Below are 15340 nucleotides of genomic sequence, written 5' to 3' on the forward strand. Positions count from 1 at the left end.
ATCAAAGGCCGCCTGCGGGCGGCCTTTGTCGTGGAGGGCGGGATGCGCATAACAAAAAAACTCGGCTTCGGCTTGGCGATCTCGGGCATCGCTCTAGCCTTGGTGTTGTGGTTTAAGCCGCAACACAGCGATGCCGACATTAGCCAATTGGCCGCGTCAAAGCAGCCGATAAAGTCAGGCTTGTATGATGAGTTAGTGCCGTCTTCAGACTTGCCCCCAGCAGGAACTCGCTCGTTGTTCGACCACCTCATCGCGCAAAATGATGGCCTGCCCTATCCGTTTGAAAAGCTGGTAAAACTGGTTAAAGACCAAGACCCCATGGCAGAAATTCCCATTTCCGTCATGATTCCCCACGGAAGATCCTTACTGAAGGCGCAGGCCAATGAGCAGCACCCACGGCTGTTAATCGCGGCGGATTTTCAGGGAGCGAACAAGCCCAATAGCCTAGGGGCAACACCGCGTGGTCAGCTGTTTTTGGGTTTCGTCGAGCAGGCCAATGAAATTGAGGTGTTGAGTTTTAACGAGGCCGCAGGGCGATTTGAATTCCAACTCGTGCAGAACTACTGCAAGGGTTGCGTGCCACGCATCGTCTATGCACGGCGAGCGATCTGCACCACCTGCCATCAAGGCGGCGGACCCATTTTTCCGCAGCGTCCGTGGAATGAAACTAATGGCCAGGCGGAAACAGCCGCCGCGATACAGGCGGCTCGTTCGGGTGCGGTTAACTACATGGGACTAACTATTAAGCAGCCCTTGTCTTCACCCGAGCGTTTCGACCAACTAACGGATTTAGGCAATTTTTTTAACGTCACGCAAAAATTGTGGTTAGACGGCTGTGGTGTGAAAGGCAATGAATGCCGCCGCTTAATGCTGAAGTTGGCGTTGCGATATGCTGATAGTCCGGGCAGCTTCGACGAAAACACACCCGACGCAAAACAATTGCTGAAGTTACAAGCGCAGACCTTCCCTGCTCAGGGCATCTCGGTGCCCGAATCCGATCTATTCAACCGCGATCCGATGGCGGAGCAACAGGGTCTAAAAGGATGGTGGCGCAGCCTGTGGACTCGTCAGATTAAGTTTGGTGAAGGGGCCAAAGACAATGAGGATTTATCCGCATTTGATGAGCTGCCCAAGCTGCCGGTGAGACTAGATCCGCTGACGTTAAGACCGCCCAAGCAATCCCTAAAAAGTCACGACTTGGCGGGCGTTTATGGCCTAGCGAGCTATTTCAGTGAGGCGGATTTAGCCAGCTTGGGTGCGGTCACCGGCTTTAATGTGGCGACGCTCGAGCGCAAAGTGGATGCACTGCCTGGCGCGCAGTTCGATGCCAAGCCCTTTGTGCGCGTTAATATGATGCGGGCGTTGTTAAACCAGCCCAGCACGTATTGCTGTTTGGATACCTCAGAAATGTCGCCGCCCGTGGCCAGTGGCGTTCCGCCCTTAGCCATTAAGAAGCACCCAGCGTTAAAGCCCTATGAGGAATACTGTTTTGCCTGTCATCGGGGCAATCCGGCGCAACGCTTGAACTTTATGGCAGGGGCAACGGAAGATGAGGTGCTGGCAAGCATCCAAAGCAAGGTAGAGATTCGTGAGGCCCTAGACTGGAGCCGCTACGCTGGAACGGAGAAAGCCAGCAAGCTGATGCCGCCGGCAGATTCTGCACAACATCAGTCTTTAGAAGAGGCTTTGGCGAAAGATGCCACGTTGTTAGCACGCATGCGTGATGTAGTACCCAATTTGTTCGGATTTTAAGGCAGAGGAAACGGTATGACGGCAGTTGGTCGTAGAAAAAAGATAGCCGTTGTGGCCCTTGTCGCAGCGACTTTGCCGGCTTTAGCGCAGGCCATGCCGACCTTGGCTCGCGCCTACAAGAGCGAATATGGCTATATGCCATCCTGTAATGCCTGTCACAGTGATGGCGGCGGGTCGACACTTAATACTTACGGTAAGTCGTTTAAAGCGGCCGGCAAAAACCTCGCAGCGTTTAGCAAAATTGCGAGCCAAGATAGCGATGGGGATGGCTTCACGAATAGCGCCGAGTCTGCGGCTAAATCCAATCCGTCCGATAAGCTGTCGACGCCATCCAAGCCCGGCAACTGGCTGGATATGGCCAGCTTGATTCCTCGCGAAGTCCGAGCAAAATTTCCCAAAGTCCTGACTTGGCTGCCCAAAGATGCCCTGTTAACCAGTGCCGATATCGCAGCCGCAAAAGCTTTGGGCGCAACACTCAAGGCTAGTGACGAAAACACCATCTACATTCCCTTGGAAAACCAACGCCCAGCAGGCACGGCGCTCATTTTCCCGGCAAGCTATCAGGGCAAGACCTTTTTCTTGCTGATGACCACAGACCGAATGCTGGCAATTTCCTCCGTATCGGTACTTCATGCCGATGCCATGCCGAGCGCTAAATCCAGCAAAATTTTTAGCAGCTTTGTCGGCAAGACCGTACAAACGCTACCCGTGTCAAATGCCAGCACCTTAGACGGAGCCATTTCCATGGCCGTGAAGCAGGCGAGTGCACTGCTCTATGTGCGGCTCAAAGGAGCATAGTCGTGTCCGAGAAATTTGATTTTTTCAGCGATGCCCCGGTGGTAGATCCCGCCATTGTGCAAGTTGCGGCTGAGCCATCCGCGTGGCTGACATTGGGCGGGCCGATTGGCTTAGTGTTTTTCTTTCTGTTGATTTGCTTCTTATTGCGTTGGTTTATTCCCTTTCGCGATACCCCGTTGCACTTCAATCTAAGAGACTTACCCGTAGCGGCTCAGCGGGGCATTGGCCTGTCCACCGTGCTTTTTGGCATTGCCTTCTTTTTTGGTCTGGCAGAAGTGCATTACCAGCTTGGCGTACACGGAAGTACAGACGCGTATTTTGAAAACATGACGCAAGGCAAGTTGATTGCCTTTACCCATGCGCATTTGTTTGGTTTTACCACGGCGTTTTTCATTATCGGCATTCCGTTTTCCATGCACTTCCACCGCGTACAAACGTATCAGTGGGTATTTCCTGCGGGCTTGGCCGCTGCGCTCACCGATATCATTTCATGGTGGGGCATTAAGTACATTTCACCGAACTTCGACTACGTCACCATGTTTTGTGGCGCCGTTTATGGCGGAGCTTACTTGTGGATGCTGATCGGCATTATCCGCATTATTTTCTTCCCGAATCTTCGCTGGTTTCCAGACGATATAAACGAAGGCCGCGGATAAGAGGCGTCAGTGTTAACATAGCCCCTCGTTTTTAGGGGTCTATGTGCCGTGTCATCGAAATTACCGCTGTTTAACAAGCTCGCCATTTTGCCTGAGTTGCTCACCACGCTGAGCGAACTGGGCTATGAGCACATGACCCCTGTACAGGCTGAAACCCTGCCTTCATTGCTGGCTGGCCGCGATGTCATCGCGCAGGCCATGACCGGTAGCGGCAAGACCGCCGCCTTTGGTATTTCGCTGTTAAACCGAATGGTGGTGCGTGATTTTACGCCGCAAGCACTGGTGCTTTGCCCCACACGCGAACTCGCCGATCAGGTCACCAAAGCCCTGCGTCAATATGCGCGTGGCTTGGGCAATATTAAAATGCTGACCCTCTGCGGTGGCATGGCCATGGGCCCGCAGCTGAATTCCTTAGAGTTCGGCGCACAAGTCATTGTGGGCACACCTGGCCGTGTCCTTAAGCACCTTAAGCAAGGCTCTTTGTCTTTAACCGGGCTGAAAACACTGGTGCTGGATGAGGCCGACCGCATGCTCGATATGGGCTTCCATGCCAGCATGGTTGAAGTCTTAGAGTTTGTGCCTGTCAAACGGCAGACCCTGTTGTTCTCGGCGACCTATAGCGAAGAAGTGCGCGCTTTGAGTGGCCGCTTCCAAAGTAATCCGGTGGAAGTCACCGTTGTTTCCGAAGCGGCTGTTTCGCTCATTGAACAAGTGTTTTTTGAGGTCGATCCAAAGGCGCGTGTAGCTGCTGTCATGGCGTTGCTACGACGCTATCAGCCGGAGTCCGCCGTGCTCTTTTGTAACACCAAGCAGCGCTGTGAAGAGGTACTGTCGGCACTGCGCGAGCAGGGCTTCCCCGTTTCGGCGCTGCATGGCGATTTGGATCAGCGCGATCGTGATTTAGTGTTGGTGCAGTTTGCGAACCGGAGTCGTCCGCTGTTGGTGGCCACGGACGTGGCCGCCCGCGGTCTTGATGTGAAGGATTTGGCCGCAGTGATTAACGTGGAAATGGCTTTTGACCCCGAAACGCATGTGCATCGCATCGGCCGTACGGGTCGCGCGGGTCAAACCGGATTGGCATTGAGCTTGTGTGCGCCTGCGGAGTCGCATCGCACCTTAGCCATCGCCGAATACCAAGACATCACGCCGGTTTGGCAGGATTTGCCGACGATTAATGTGTTGTCGAAAATCCCGGCGCCGCGCCGCGTTACCTTGCAAATCAACGGCGGCCGCAAAGACAAATTGCGCCCAGGTGATGTCTTGGGTGCATTAACCGGCGAGGGCGGTGTGCCCGGCGCAAACGTGGGCAAGATTGATATTTTCGACCTCCACACCTATGTGGCCGTGGATCGCGAAGTGGCGCCAGCGGCGTTGCGTCGTCTTGCTGAGGCGGGCCTGAAGGGCCGCAATTTCAAAGCCCGTGTGCTGGCGTAAAGGCGGGCATCATGGCGCTTAAATCAACGGTCTATAAAGTCCAGCTGAATGTGGCGGACATGGATCGTGACTACTATGCCGATCACGTACTGACCATGGCCTGCCACCCTTCGGAAACCGAGGAGCGGCTGATGGTGCGGCTGCTCACGTTTGCCCTGTTTGCCAGTGATGACATGCAGTTTACGCGTGGCCTGAGCAGTGAAGACGAGCCTGATCTTTGGCAGAAAGACCTGACCGGCGAAGTAAAGCACTGGATTATTCTGGGCATGCCCGACGAAACGCGCATTCGTAAAGGCTGCAATCGTGCCGAGCGTTGCACGGTGGTGACCTATGGTGATCGTGCGCCGCCAATCTGGTGGGAAAAACTACGCACCAGCGTTCAGCGGTTTGAAAACCTCACGGTGTTGCATCTGCCGGAGGCGGTCACAATGGATTTAGCAAGCTCAGCGTCTCGCGGTTTGGATTGGCAAGTCACCATTCAAGATGGCACGACGTGGATTAGTGTGGATGGCCGTCAAATTGAAGTACGCCCCAGTCAGTGGCGCTAGCCTGAGCCCACGAGCCGTCGTTGTAGTTCCTTGGCTGCTGGCAGTACTACTGGGCTTAGGCATTGGCTCTGCGCAAGCGGAGCGTTGGGTGACCTATGTCATCGACTCAGACTCAACGCGTATCGGATTTCATTGGACCTACATGGGCATGCTGAGTCCGCGAGGCCAGTTTAGCCAAGCCACCGGCACCATTCTCTGCGACCTGGATCAACCAGAGGCGGCGAAAGTGGATGTGCGCATTCCGGTGGCGACGTTGAAGACGTTTATGCCGGTGATTGACCGCACCTTACTCGGAACAGGCGATTACTTTCAGCCGGATAAGTTTCCGTACATGCACTTTCGCAGTACCGAAATGATGCATTTGAAGAAGGACACGCGAGAATTTAGTTTGATCGGCGAGCTGACCGTCAATGGCATCACGCGGCCGGTCGTGCTGAGCGCAAAGGTGGCGCACGACGGCCAGGGCAATCCGCTAAGTTCCGGCGCCTTAATAGCGACAAGTCGTTTTCGTCGCAGCGAGTTTGGTATGAACAAAATGCTGGGCATTGTTGGCGATGAAATGCAGATTATTTTGCAGGTAAAAGCGCGAGAAGCAAAAGCCCAGTTTGCAGCGCCCTAAGCACCAAGGCGCTTAAAATTTGTACTGGCGAGGTCTGGGGCGTCGCCCTATAATCGCGTCCCTTTTTCTTGGCCTTCGGGTCACCGCCTGGCCTTGCGCCGGCTCATGTTGAGTGGATACCGCCATGCATTATCCCAAGACTTACGATGTCATCGTTATCGGTGGCGGCCACGCCGGCACGGAAGCGGCATTGGCGGCGGCACGCATGGGCTGCCAAACCTTGCTGCTCACCCACAACGTGGAAACGCTGGGCCAGATGAGCTGCAACCCGGCCATCGGTGGTATCGGCAAGTCGCATCTGGTCAAGGAAATCGATGCCCTTGGCGGTGCCATGGCGCTGGCCACCGACCGCGCCGGCATTCAGTTTCGCGTACTAAACGGCCGCAAGGGGCCAGCCGTGCGTGCCACGCGGGCGCAGGCAGATCGTGCGCTGTACAAGGCAGCGATTCGCTCCGTGCTGGAGAACCAGCCGAATCTCGACATCTTCCAGCAAGCGGCCGACGACCTTGTGGTCGAGGGCGAAACCGTAAAAGGCGTGATCACGCAGACTGGTATTCGCTTCAGCACGAAGACCGTGGTGCTGACCACAGGCACTTTCCTTGGCGGCACCATTCATATCGGGCTGGAAAATCATCGCGGCGGCCGTGCCGGTGATCCGCCCTCGATCGCGCTGGCCAATCGTCTGCGCGAGCTGCCGCTGCGTGTCGGCCGCCTGAAGACTGGCACGCCACCACGCATCGACGCCAAGTCCGTGGATTTTTCGGTGATGCAGGCCCAGCCCGGCGACACGCCGCGTCCGGTCATGTCATTCCTCGGCTCGCGCGCCATGCACCCGGAGCAGGTGAACTGCTGGATCACCCACACCAATCTACAGACGCACGACATCATCCGTGGTGGCCTCGACCGCTCGCCGATGTACACCGGCGTCATCGAGGGCGTGGGTCCGCGTTACTGCCCGTCGATCGAGGACAAGATCCATCGCTTCGCCGGCAAGGATTCGCATCAGGTGTTCATCGAGCCGGAAGGCCTGAGCACGCACGAGTTGTACCCGAACGGCATTTCCACGAGCTTGCCGTTTGATATTCAGATGGCCTTGGTGCGTTCGATCCGCGGCATGGAAAATGCTCACATCACGCGTCCCGGCTATGCCATCGAATACGATTATTTTGATCCGCGTGACCTCAAGCACACCTTAGAAACTCGCGTGATTCATAACCTGTTTTTCGCGGGCCAGATTAACGGCACCACGGGTTATGAAGAGGCTGGCGCGCAGGGCTTGCTCGCGGGCGTTAACGCGGGACTGCGTGCGCAGGACAAGGCGGGCTGGTACCCGACGCGTGATCAGGCCTATCTCGGTGTGTTGGTAGATGACCTCATCACGCTAGGGACTAAAGAGCCGTATCGCATGTTCACCTCGCGAGCCGAATATCGCCTGATGCTGCGTGAAGACAACGCTGACCAACGCTTGACCGAGCAGGGCCGTGCCTTGGGCTTGGTGGATGATGTGCGCTGGGCTGCCTATTGCGCGAAACAGGAAGCCATTGAGCGCGAAAGTCAGCGTTTGAAAAGCGCTTGGTTGCATCCGGGCAGTACCGGAGCGCAGGCCTTTACGGCATTGACCGGTCAGGAATTGAATCGCGAAAGCAATCTCCATGATCTGCTAAAACGCCCGCAAGTGACCTACGCGCAGTTGGCTGAATTAGTGCCAGACACGGGCGGCTTAGCCGAGCCCGGTGCCATGGCGTTAGCTGCCGTGGAGATGCGTGAAGCCATTGGTGAGCAAATTGAAATTGCGGTGAAATACGCCGGTTATGTGGATCGCCAGAGTGATGAAGTGGCTCGTTTGCGCGCCCAAGAAGGCTTGTCCTTGCCGCTCGATTTTGACTACGACGCCGTGCAAGGCCTATCGAACGAAGTGCGCGCTAAGTTAAAGGCCGCCAGGCCGGAAACGCTGGCGCAAGCTGGCCGAATTCCGGGGATCACTCACGCCGCTGTGTCACTGTTGTTAATTACGCTGAAAAAGCACGGGCGTGTGCGCACGCCCCAAACGGTCTAAGGGCGAACTATGGCGCAGCAACGGTTAGCGGCAGATTGGCCAAAAGCAGCGGAAGCGCGTCTGCGTGAAGGCATCACCGCGATGGGCTTGGCGTTGGATGAGGCCGCGATTGCCCGTTTGATGACCTACCTCGTGGGGCTGGTGAAGTGGAATCAAGCGTTTAACCTGACCGCAATTCGTGATCCCCTGGTCATGGTCGATAAACATCTGCTCGATAGCCTCAGCGTGCTGCCCCTGATCAGCAGTGAGAGTCTGATTGATATTGGCACGGGTGCCGGATTGCCAGGCTTTATTTTGGCGCTGGTGCGTCCAGAGCAAGACATCACATTGCTGGATTCGAATGGCAAGAAAACGCGATTTCTGAAGCAAATGGCTGCTGATATGGACATGCAGCGCGTGACGGTCGTGAATGCACGCTGTGAGGAACATCAGGGCCAATATGCTCAAGTTTGCAGTCGCGCTTTCGCCAGTTTGGCCGACATGGTGAATGGTACCGCGCATCTATTGGCCCCCAATGGGCGCTGGTTAGCCATGAAAGGCCATGTTCCTCACGATGAAATAGCTGAGCTACCGGTGAACGCAGCACTCGAAAACACCCCCGCTTTGCGAGTACCCTTTGTCGCTGATGCTCGACACCTGATTGTGTTGCGGCCCGTGTCTTAAAAGTCCGACATCCATAGGTGATCGGCGGGGAAATACATGGATAAGATTTTTGCAGTCGCGAACCAGAAAGGCGGTGTCGGTAAAACCACCACCAGTGTCAATTTGGCCGCTTCGTTAGCCGCGACACGTCGCCGGGTGCTGTTGGTGGATCTCGATCCCCAGGGCAACACCACGACAGGCTCAGGCATTAGCAAGCACGATCTGACGCGCAGTGTTTATGATGTGTTGTTAGGCGAAGTCACCGCCGCTGAAGTCATTCAGGCATCGCCCGGCGGCTATGATTTGCTGCCGGCCAATGGCGACCTGACCGCGGCTGAGGTGGAGCTGTTAGATGTACCGCGAAAGGAGCAGCGCTTAAAAGAAGCGTTGGCACCGCTTGTGGGCCGCTACGACAGCATCATCATCGACTGTGCACCGTCTCTCAGCATGCTGACGCTGAACGGGCTTGTGGCCGCCGATGGCGTCATCATTCCCATGCAGTGTGAGTATTACGCCCTTGAAGGCTTGGCGGCACTGACAGAGACCATCAACCGCGTTGCTGAAACAGCTAACCCGAATCTGCATATCGCCGGTATTTTGCGCACCATGTTTGATCCGCGTAATACCTTGGCCAATGATGTGTCGAAAGAGTTAATCAGCCATTTTGGTGATCGCGTATTGAACACGATTATTCCGCGCAATGTCCGTTTGGCCGAGGCGCCAGCGCATGGCGTGCCGGTATTGCAGTACGATAAAAGTTCACGCGGTGCTATGGCCTATTTAGCTTTAGCCTCCGAGCTATTGCGCCGACAAAAGCGCGCGTAATTCGCCCAGCCATCGATAGACGAGAACAATAACGCTATGTCGACCATTAAGAAGCGCGGGTTAGGCGGGAATCGAGGGCTCGATGCCTTGCTGGGCACCGTGCGTAAGGTTCAAGAAGAGGTCACTGCAGTTGCCGCTGGCTTGCCGCCAGAAGGTGAGCTGAAACTATTGCCCGTCGAATTTTTATCGCGTGGTCGTTATCAGCCCCGTCGGGATATGGACCCTGAAGCCCTGCAAGAGCTCGCCGACTCGATTAAGGCACAGGGTATTTTGCAGCCGATTGTGGTGCGCGAAATTGGCGAGCAGCGTTACGAAATTATTGCCGGTGAGCGCCGTTGGCGTGCCGCACAACTCGCGCAGCTGGATAAAGTCCCCGCGCTGATCCGTGACTTCAGCGATGAAGCGGCAATTGCGCTGGCGCTGATCGAAAACATTCAGCGTGAAGACCTGAATCCGCTGGAAGAAGCCTTAGCCATGCAGCGCTTTGCTGAGGAGTTCAAGCTCACGCATCAAGAAGTCGCTGACGCCGTGGGCAAGTCGCGTGCAGCGGTGAGTAATTTGTTGCGTCTGCTCGGCTTGAACGAAGAAGTTAAGCGCTCCCTCGCGCACGGCGATTTAGATATGGGCCATGCCCGCGCTTTGCTGGCTCTGACCTCGGCGCAGCAGTTGCTGGCGGCACGGCAAATTATTGATAAGGGTATGACGGTTCGCCAGGCAGAGTCCTTGGTTCGACAGCTGCTGGCTGAAAAGCCTGCGGCGGGTGAGCGCAAGCCTGATCCCCATGTGCGACAGCTACAGGATCGTTTGTCCTCGCAGTTGGGTGCTGTGGTGAAAATTGACTGCAACGCGAAAGGCAAAGGCCGCTTGGTCATTAGCTATAACTCGCTTGACGAGCTCGATGGCATTCTTGCGCACATTCAGTAAGCGCTGGGGCGCTGTGCGAGCGGTTTGGCTGCTCGCTGCGTCCTTGCTGTGGATTTCACCGGCAGCCTTTAGCAGCGACAACGTTGGCGATGGCTGGCGTCTGCAGCGACAGGAACCAGCGCGTCAGATTCGCGTGTACTTGCACGACCGGCCCAGCGGTCAATATCGCGATGTTTACGCAGTCACCACGATTAACGGAACGACGCAACGTATTGAGGCCGTTTTGGGCGATGTGACGGTCATGCCGCAGTGGGCCTCACGCGTGAGCGAGGCTCGGTTGATCAAGCGTCAAGGCAATGTGGCGTGGATCTATATTCAATACAAACTGCCCTATCCTTTTAAGCCCCGCGAAGTGGTAGTAAAGTCCGAGCGTCAAGAGAGCAACGGCATTGTGACGATCCGCTCGCAAGCCGTTCCGGGCTATGTTCGCGAAACGTCTGGCAAAATTCGTATGCACTCAGTGCAAAGCAGCTGGCGTTTAACGCCGCAGTCCAACGGCAACGTCAAAATCGAGCTCTGGGGTAGCGCAGAGCCGGGCGGCCTAATTCCTGCCGTGGTCTATAACTTCAATTTAGCCGATGACGCTTTGCAGACTTTGCGTCAGCTGCGAAGAATGTCGTTACGGGAAAAATATCAAGATAAAGCGCCTACGCTGAAAGATATCCACCAAATGTAGTGTTTAAGGTGAGGCGACGCTTTCCACGCGGCGCACGAGTCATGAAAAGTCCGTGTGAATTGGTTGCCCTTTAAGCGCACTGCCATCTATAATCCGCGCGCTTTCAAGGGTTTGTCGATTGACCAGCCGCCGACAGCTAACCAAGTGAGCGCAGCATGAGTGTCAGCAAGCCGCAACCGCTGGTCGATTTCAAACCAGCTAAGCTGCAGTTACGTTGGCAATGCCGGCTTTGGGCCGCGATTTTTCTAATCGCTTATTTGCTCGCCGGTAAACATGCGGCCTTATCTGCGCTAGCAGGTGCGGGTATTGCGGTAGTGGGTCAGGCGTATTTTGTGTTTCGCGCCTTTCGTCATGCCGGTGCAACATCTGCACAGCAGATCGTGAAAAATTTTTATCGGGGTGAGGCAGGTAAGTTTGTACTAACCGCCTTGCTCTTTGCCGCGGTGTTTATTGGCTTCAATGAAGTCGATGCCCGCTGGCTATTCGCCAGTTTTGTTTTGGAGCAGCTGGTTGCTTGGATCGTGCCACTCACGATGCGTGCAACTCAGCCCTGATGGGTAAGAGACTAATGGCTGGAAATTCCACCGAGTACATCAAGCACCACTTGACCAACTTAACCTACGGGAATCACCCGGAGAATGGTTGGGGTTTTGCACACACTGCTCAAGAAGCGGCCGAAATGGGCTTCAACGCGATTCATGTTGATACCATGGGCTGGTCGATTTTCCTCGGCCTAGTATTTTGCTTCCTGTTCCGTCTGGCTGCTGTACGAGCCACTTCGGGCGTACCAGGTGGCTTGCAGAATCTCGTCGAAGTCGTGGTTGATTTCGTACACACCAACGTTAAAGACACCTATCACGGTAAATCCAAGCTGATTGCGCCGTTGGCCCTGACCATTTTCGTCTGGATCTTCCTGATGAACTTGATGGACTTGGTGCCGGTCGATTTCTTGCCAGAAATTGCCAAAATGATTGGTGTTAGCGTTTTCGGCGCTGATCCACATGCCGTTTTCTTCAAGGTTGTACCCACCACCGACGTGAACGCGACGCTGGGCATGGGTATCTCCGTCTTCATCTTGATCGTTTTCTACAGCATCCGCATGAAAGGTGTGGGTGGCTTCGCCAAGGAATTGACCTTCCAGCCGTTCAACACCATTTGGCTGGTCTGGTTCAACTTCCTGTTGGAAGGCGTGGCACTGATTGCTAAGCCAATTTCCTTGGCGCTGCGACTCTTCGGCAACATGTATGCCGGTGAGTTGCTATTCATCCTGATTGCTTTGCTGCCGTGGTATCTGCAGTGGACATTGTCCGTGCCTTGGGCGATCTTCCACATCCTGATTATTACGCTGCAGGCCTTCGTGTTCATGATGCTGACAATTGTCTACATGAGCATGGCGTCTGAGTCGCACGACCACTAAACCCTTTACACACACTGAAACCAACCCTGAAGAGGAAACTCAAATGGAACAAGTTATTGGCCTTAACCTGATCGCTGTTGCACTGTTGATCGGCCTGGGTGCTCTCGGCACTGCAATCGGCTTCGGCCTGCTCGGCGGTAAGTTCCTCGAAGGTACTGCCCGTCAACCAGAATTGGCTCCACAGCTGCAGGTGAAGATGTTCATCGTCGCCGGTCTGCTCGACGCCGTAACCATGATCGGTGTTGGTATCGGTCTGTTCCTGCTGTTCGCCAACCCGTTCATTCAGCAGTAATCGATCGCTCGCGATCGGTATGTTGCAGGCCGGTTTCCGGTCTGCTGAATGAATCTGGAATAGAGGTGATAGCGTGAACATCAACTTCACAATCGTGGGCCAAGCGATCTCTTTTGCGATCTTCGTTTGGTTCTGCATGAAGTTTGTGTGGCCACCCATCATGGCCGCCATGGCTGAGCGTCAGCAAAAAATTGCTGATGGTCTGAATGCCGCTGACAAGGCAAAGCAGGATCTGGAAGTTGCGCACGCGCAAGTTGCTCAGGAACTGCAAGCTGCCAAGCAGCAGGCTGCTGCGCTTATCGAGCAGGCTAACCGTCGTGCCTCGCAAGTCGGTGATGAAGTGAAGGCTCAGGCTGCGGCTGAAGCTGAACGCATCCTCACTCAGGCTCGTGCGGATATCGAAACTGAAATGGCCAGTGCTCGTGATGTATTGCGTAAGCAAGTTGCGGCCTTAGCTGTTGCCGGTGCCGAGAAGATTCTGCAAGCCGAAGTGGATGCTGCAAAGCATGCCGGCATGTTGGATCAACTGGCTAGCCAGCTCAAATAAGAGGCTCAACAGACCATCATGGCTGAACTCACAACAGTAGCGCGACCCTACGCCAAAGCCGCTTTCGAGTATGCTCGTGGCGCGGGCGAGCTAGCCGGTTGGTCGTCCATGTTGGCACTCGCTGCCGCCGTGGTCGCCAATGCAGACTTCAATCAGTACATTTCGCGCCCGATGTTGAGCGCGGCTGAACAGGCGGAAGCCATGTTCAAGGTTTGTGGTGATCGTCTCGATGCCGCCGGCCGCAATTTCATCAGCAATGTTGCCAGCCACAAGCGCTTGGCCGCACTGCCGGCCATTAGCAGCCTTTTCGAAGGTCTGCGGGCTGAGGCCGAAGGCGCTGTAGATGTCACGGTGACGTCTGCATTCGCCTTAAGTGCCGAGCAGACTCAGCAATTGGGCCAGGTACTGGCACAAAAGCTATCGCGCCAAGTGAATGTGACAAGCACGACCGATGCCAGCCTCATTGGTGGCACCATCATTCGTGCCGGTGACATGGTTATCGATGCCTCTGTACGAGGCCAGCTGGGCAAGCTTAACGCTGCCCTGAATACCTGATTATTCCTTCGAGGAAGAGAGCATCATGCAGCATCTGAATCCCTCCGAGATCAGCGAACTGATCAAGAGCCGCATCACGGATCTGAACGCCTCCGCTGAAGCGCGTAACGAAGGCACCATCGTCGGCGTGTCCGACGGTATCGTGCGTATCCACGGTCTGGCCGACGTCATGTACGGCGAAATGATCGAGTTCGACGGCGGTGTCTTCGGCATGGCCCTCAACCTCGAGCGCGACTCCGTCGGTGCCGTGGTACTTGGCCCATACCAGACTCTGCAGGAAGGCGGCAAAGCCCGCTGCACCGGCCGTATTTTGGAAGTGCCAGTGGGTCCAGAACTGCTCGGCCGCGTCGTTGACGCCCTGGGCAACCCCATCGACGGCAAAGGCCCGATCAACGCTAAAGAAACCGACGCAGTTGAAAAGGTTGCTCCTGGCGTTATTTGGCGTCAGTCCGTAGACCAGCCCGTACAGACTGGCTACAAGTCTGTAGACGCCATGATCCCCATCGGCCGTGGCCAGCGTGAGCTGATCATTGGCGACCGTCAGACCGGTAAAACCGCGCTGGCCATCGACGCCATCATCGCGCAGAAGCACTCCGGCATTAAGTGCGTCTACGTTGCTGTAGGCCAGAAGCAATCGACTATTGCTAACGTGGTTCGCAAGCTCGAAGAGTTTGGCGCCATGGCTTACACCACGGTCGTTGCCGCTGCTGCCGCTGACGCACCATCCATGCAGTTCTTGGCACCGTACTCCGGTTGCACCATGGGTGAATACTTCCGTGATCGCGGCGAAGACGCCCTGATCATTTACGACGATCTGTCCAAGCAGGCTGTGGCCTACCGTCAGATTTCGTTGTTGCTGCGCCGTCCGCCAGGTCGTGAAGCCTATCCAGGCGACGTGTTCTATCTCCACTCCCGTCTGCTGGAGCGTGCATCGCGCGTATCCGCTGAGTACGTTGAGAAGTTCACCAAGGGTGCCGTAACAGGTAAGACTGGCTCGCTCACCGCGCTGCCAATCATTGAAACGCAAGCCGGTGACGTATCCGCCTTCGTTCCAACCAACGTGATTTCGATCACCGACGGCCAGATCTTCTTGGAAACGTCGCTGTTCAACTCCGGTATCCGTCCTGCGGTTAACGCCGGTATTTCGGTATCGCGTGTGGGTGGTGCAGCTCAGACCAAGATCATCAAGAAGCTCTCCGGTGGTATTCGTACCTCGTTGGCTCAGTACCGTGAACTGGCCGCGTTTGCTCAGTTCGCTTCTGACCTCGATGAAGCGACCCGTAAGCAGCTGGAACTCGGTCAGCGTGTAACTGAGCTGATGAAGCAGAAGCAATTCGCACCGCTCAACATCGGCGACATGGCGCTGTCGATTTTCGCGGTTAACGAAGGCTATCTGGGCGATGTTGCCGTGAACAAAGTGCTCGATTTCGAAGCCGCTTTGCACGCCTTCATGAACAGCGAGTACAAGGCACTGATGGATAACATCAACGCCACAGCTAACTACGATGGCAAGATCGAAGCCGAGCTGCGCGCTGGCATCGAGAAGTTCAAAGCCACGCAGAGCTGGTAAGTACGATCCGGCCTAGCGTTCGCGCTGGG

17 protein-coding genes are annotated in these 15340 nt (G+C 55.5%); all 17 read left to right on the forward strand.

The genetic code is table 11. From position 1 onward, the window contains the following. The first annotated feature begins 42 nt into the window (after positions 1-42). The 17 genes from A8710_RS01785 (at position 43) to atpA (ending at position 15311) form a co-directional block, all read left to right on the forward strand. Entirely contained in the window at positions 43-1752 is a 1710-nt protein-coding gene (locus A8710_RS01785) for a hypothetical protein (protein WP_068857710.1), read from the forward strand. 51 nt (positions 1753-1803) lie between these two features. Next, positions 1804-2550, forward strand: coding sequence for a thrombospondin type 3 repeat-containing protein (locus A8710_RS01790; protein ID WP_157686237.1), 747 nt, complete (start codon positions 1804-1806; stop codon positions 2548-2550). Between the two features lie 2 nt (positions 2551-2552). Then, on the forward strand, positions 2553-3206 hold the full coding sequence (locus tag A8710_RS01795; protein ID WP_068857712.1) for a hypothetical protein: 654 nt from the start codon (positions 2553-2555) through the stop codon (positions 3204-3206). 48 nt (positions 3207-3254) lie between these two features. Next, the gene (gene dbpA / locus A8710_RS01800) at positions 3255-4640 is read left to right on the forward strand and encodes an ATP-dependent RNA helicase DbpA (RefSeq protein ID WP_068857713.1); all 1386 of its coding nucleotides are present in this window, start codon (positions 3255-3257) and stop codon (positions 4638-4640) included. 11 nt (positions 4641-4651) lie between these two features. Then, positions 4652-5188, forward strand: a complete 537-nt coding sequence (locus tag A8710_RS01805) for a YaeQ family protein (protein ID WP_068857714.1) — start codon at positions 4652-4654, stop codon at positions 5186-5188. Further along, the gene (locus A8710_RS01810) at positions 5148-5807 is read left to right on the forward strand and encodes a YceI family protein (RefSeq protein ID WP_068857715.1); all 660 of its coding nucleotides are present in this window, start codon (positions 5148-5150) and stop codon (positions 5805-5807) included. The genes A8710_RS01805 and A8710_RS01810 overlap by 41 nt, the downstream gene beginning before the upstream one ends. 124 nt (positions 5808-5931) lie before the next feature. Further along, positions 5932-7863, forward strand: coding sequence for a tRNA uridine-5-carboxymethylaminomethyl(34) synthesis enzyme MnmG (mnmG, locus tag A8710_RS01815; RefSeq protein WP_068857716.1), 1932 nt, complete (start codon positions 5932-5934; stop codon positions 7861-7863). Between the two features lie 9 nt (positions 7864-7872). Further along, positions 7873-8526 (forward strand): 16S rRNA (guanine(527)-N(7))-methyltransferase RsmG, encoded by a 654-nt coding sequence (gene rsmG / locus A8710_RS01820; RefSeq protein WP_068857717.1) that lies wholly within the window; start codon positions 7873-7875, stop codon positions 8524-8526. 36 nt (positions 8527-8562) lie between these two features. Then, a complete protein-coding gene (locus tag A8710_RS01825; RefSeq protein WP_068857718.1) occupies positions 8563-9330 on the forward strand; it encodes a ParA family protein in 768 nt (255 codons plus the stop codon). Between the two features lie 36 nt (positions 9331-9366). Further along, on the forward strand, positions 9367-10254 hold the full coding sequence (locus A8710_RS01830; protein ID WP_068857719.1) for a ParB/RepB/Spo0J family partition protein: 888 nt from the start codon (positions 9367-9369) through the stop codon (positions 10252-10254). Further along, complete coding sequence (locus A8710_RS01835; RefSeq protein WP_068857720.1) at positions 10229-10930, forward strand: START domain-containing protein; 702 nt, start codon at positions 10229-10231, stop codon at positions 10928-10930. Before A8710_RS01830 ends, A8710_RS01835 begins: the two co-directional genes overlap by 26 nt. Positions 10931-11085: 155 nt before the next feature. Further along, positions 11086-11484 carry an ATP synthase subunit I gene (locus A8710_RS01840; RefSeq protein WP_068857721.1) on the forward strand — a complete coding sequence of 133 codons (399 nt, stop codon included), beginning with the start codon at positions 11086-11088 and terminating at the stop codon, positions 11482-11484. 14 nt (positions 11485-11498) lie between these two features. Next, a complete protein-coding gene (gene atpB, locus A8710_RS01845) occupies positions 11499-12347 on the forward strand; it encodes a F0F1 ATP synthase subunit A (protein WP_094078661.1) in 849 nt (282 codons plus the stop codon). Positions 12348-12390: 43 nt separating this feature from the next. Beyond that, complete coding sequence (atpE, locus tag A8710_RS01850; protein ID WP_068857723.1) at positions 12391-12639, forward strand: F0F1 ATP synthase subunit C; 249 nt, start codon at positions 12391-12393, stop codon at positions 12637-12639. Between the two features lie 73 nt (positions 12640-12712). Beyond that, positions 12713-13186: a F0F1 ATP synthase subunit B gene (locus A8710_RS01855; protein WP_068857724.1), complete on the forward strand. Its 474-nt coding sequence runs from the start codon at positions 12713-12715 to the stop codon at positions 13184-13186. 18 nt (positions 13187-13204) lie between these two features. Further along, positions 13205-13741, forward strand: coding sequence for a F0F1 ATP synthase subunit delta (locus A8710_RS01860; RefSeq protein WP_068857725.1), 537 nt, complete (start codon positions 13205-13207; stop codon positions 13739-13741). A 25-nt stretch (positions 13742-13766) separates the two neighbouring features. Beyond that, positions 13767-15311, forward strand: coding sequence for a F0F1 ATP synthase subunit alpha (gene atpA / locus A8710_RS01865; protein WP_068857726.1), 1545 nt, complete (start codon positions 13767-13769; stop codon positions 15309-15311). The last annotated feature ends 29 nt before the right edge of the window (positions 15312-15340 follow it).

This window comes from Perlucidibaca aquatica, from assembly GCF_001676655.1.
GTDB classification, from domain to species: Bacteria; Pseudomonadota; Gammaproteobacteria; order Pseudomonadales; family Moraxellaceae; genus Perlucidibaca; species Perlucidibaca aquatica.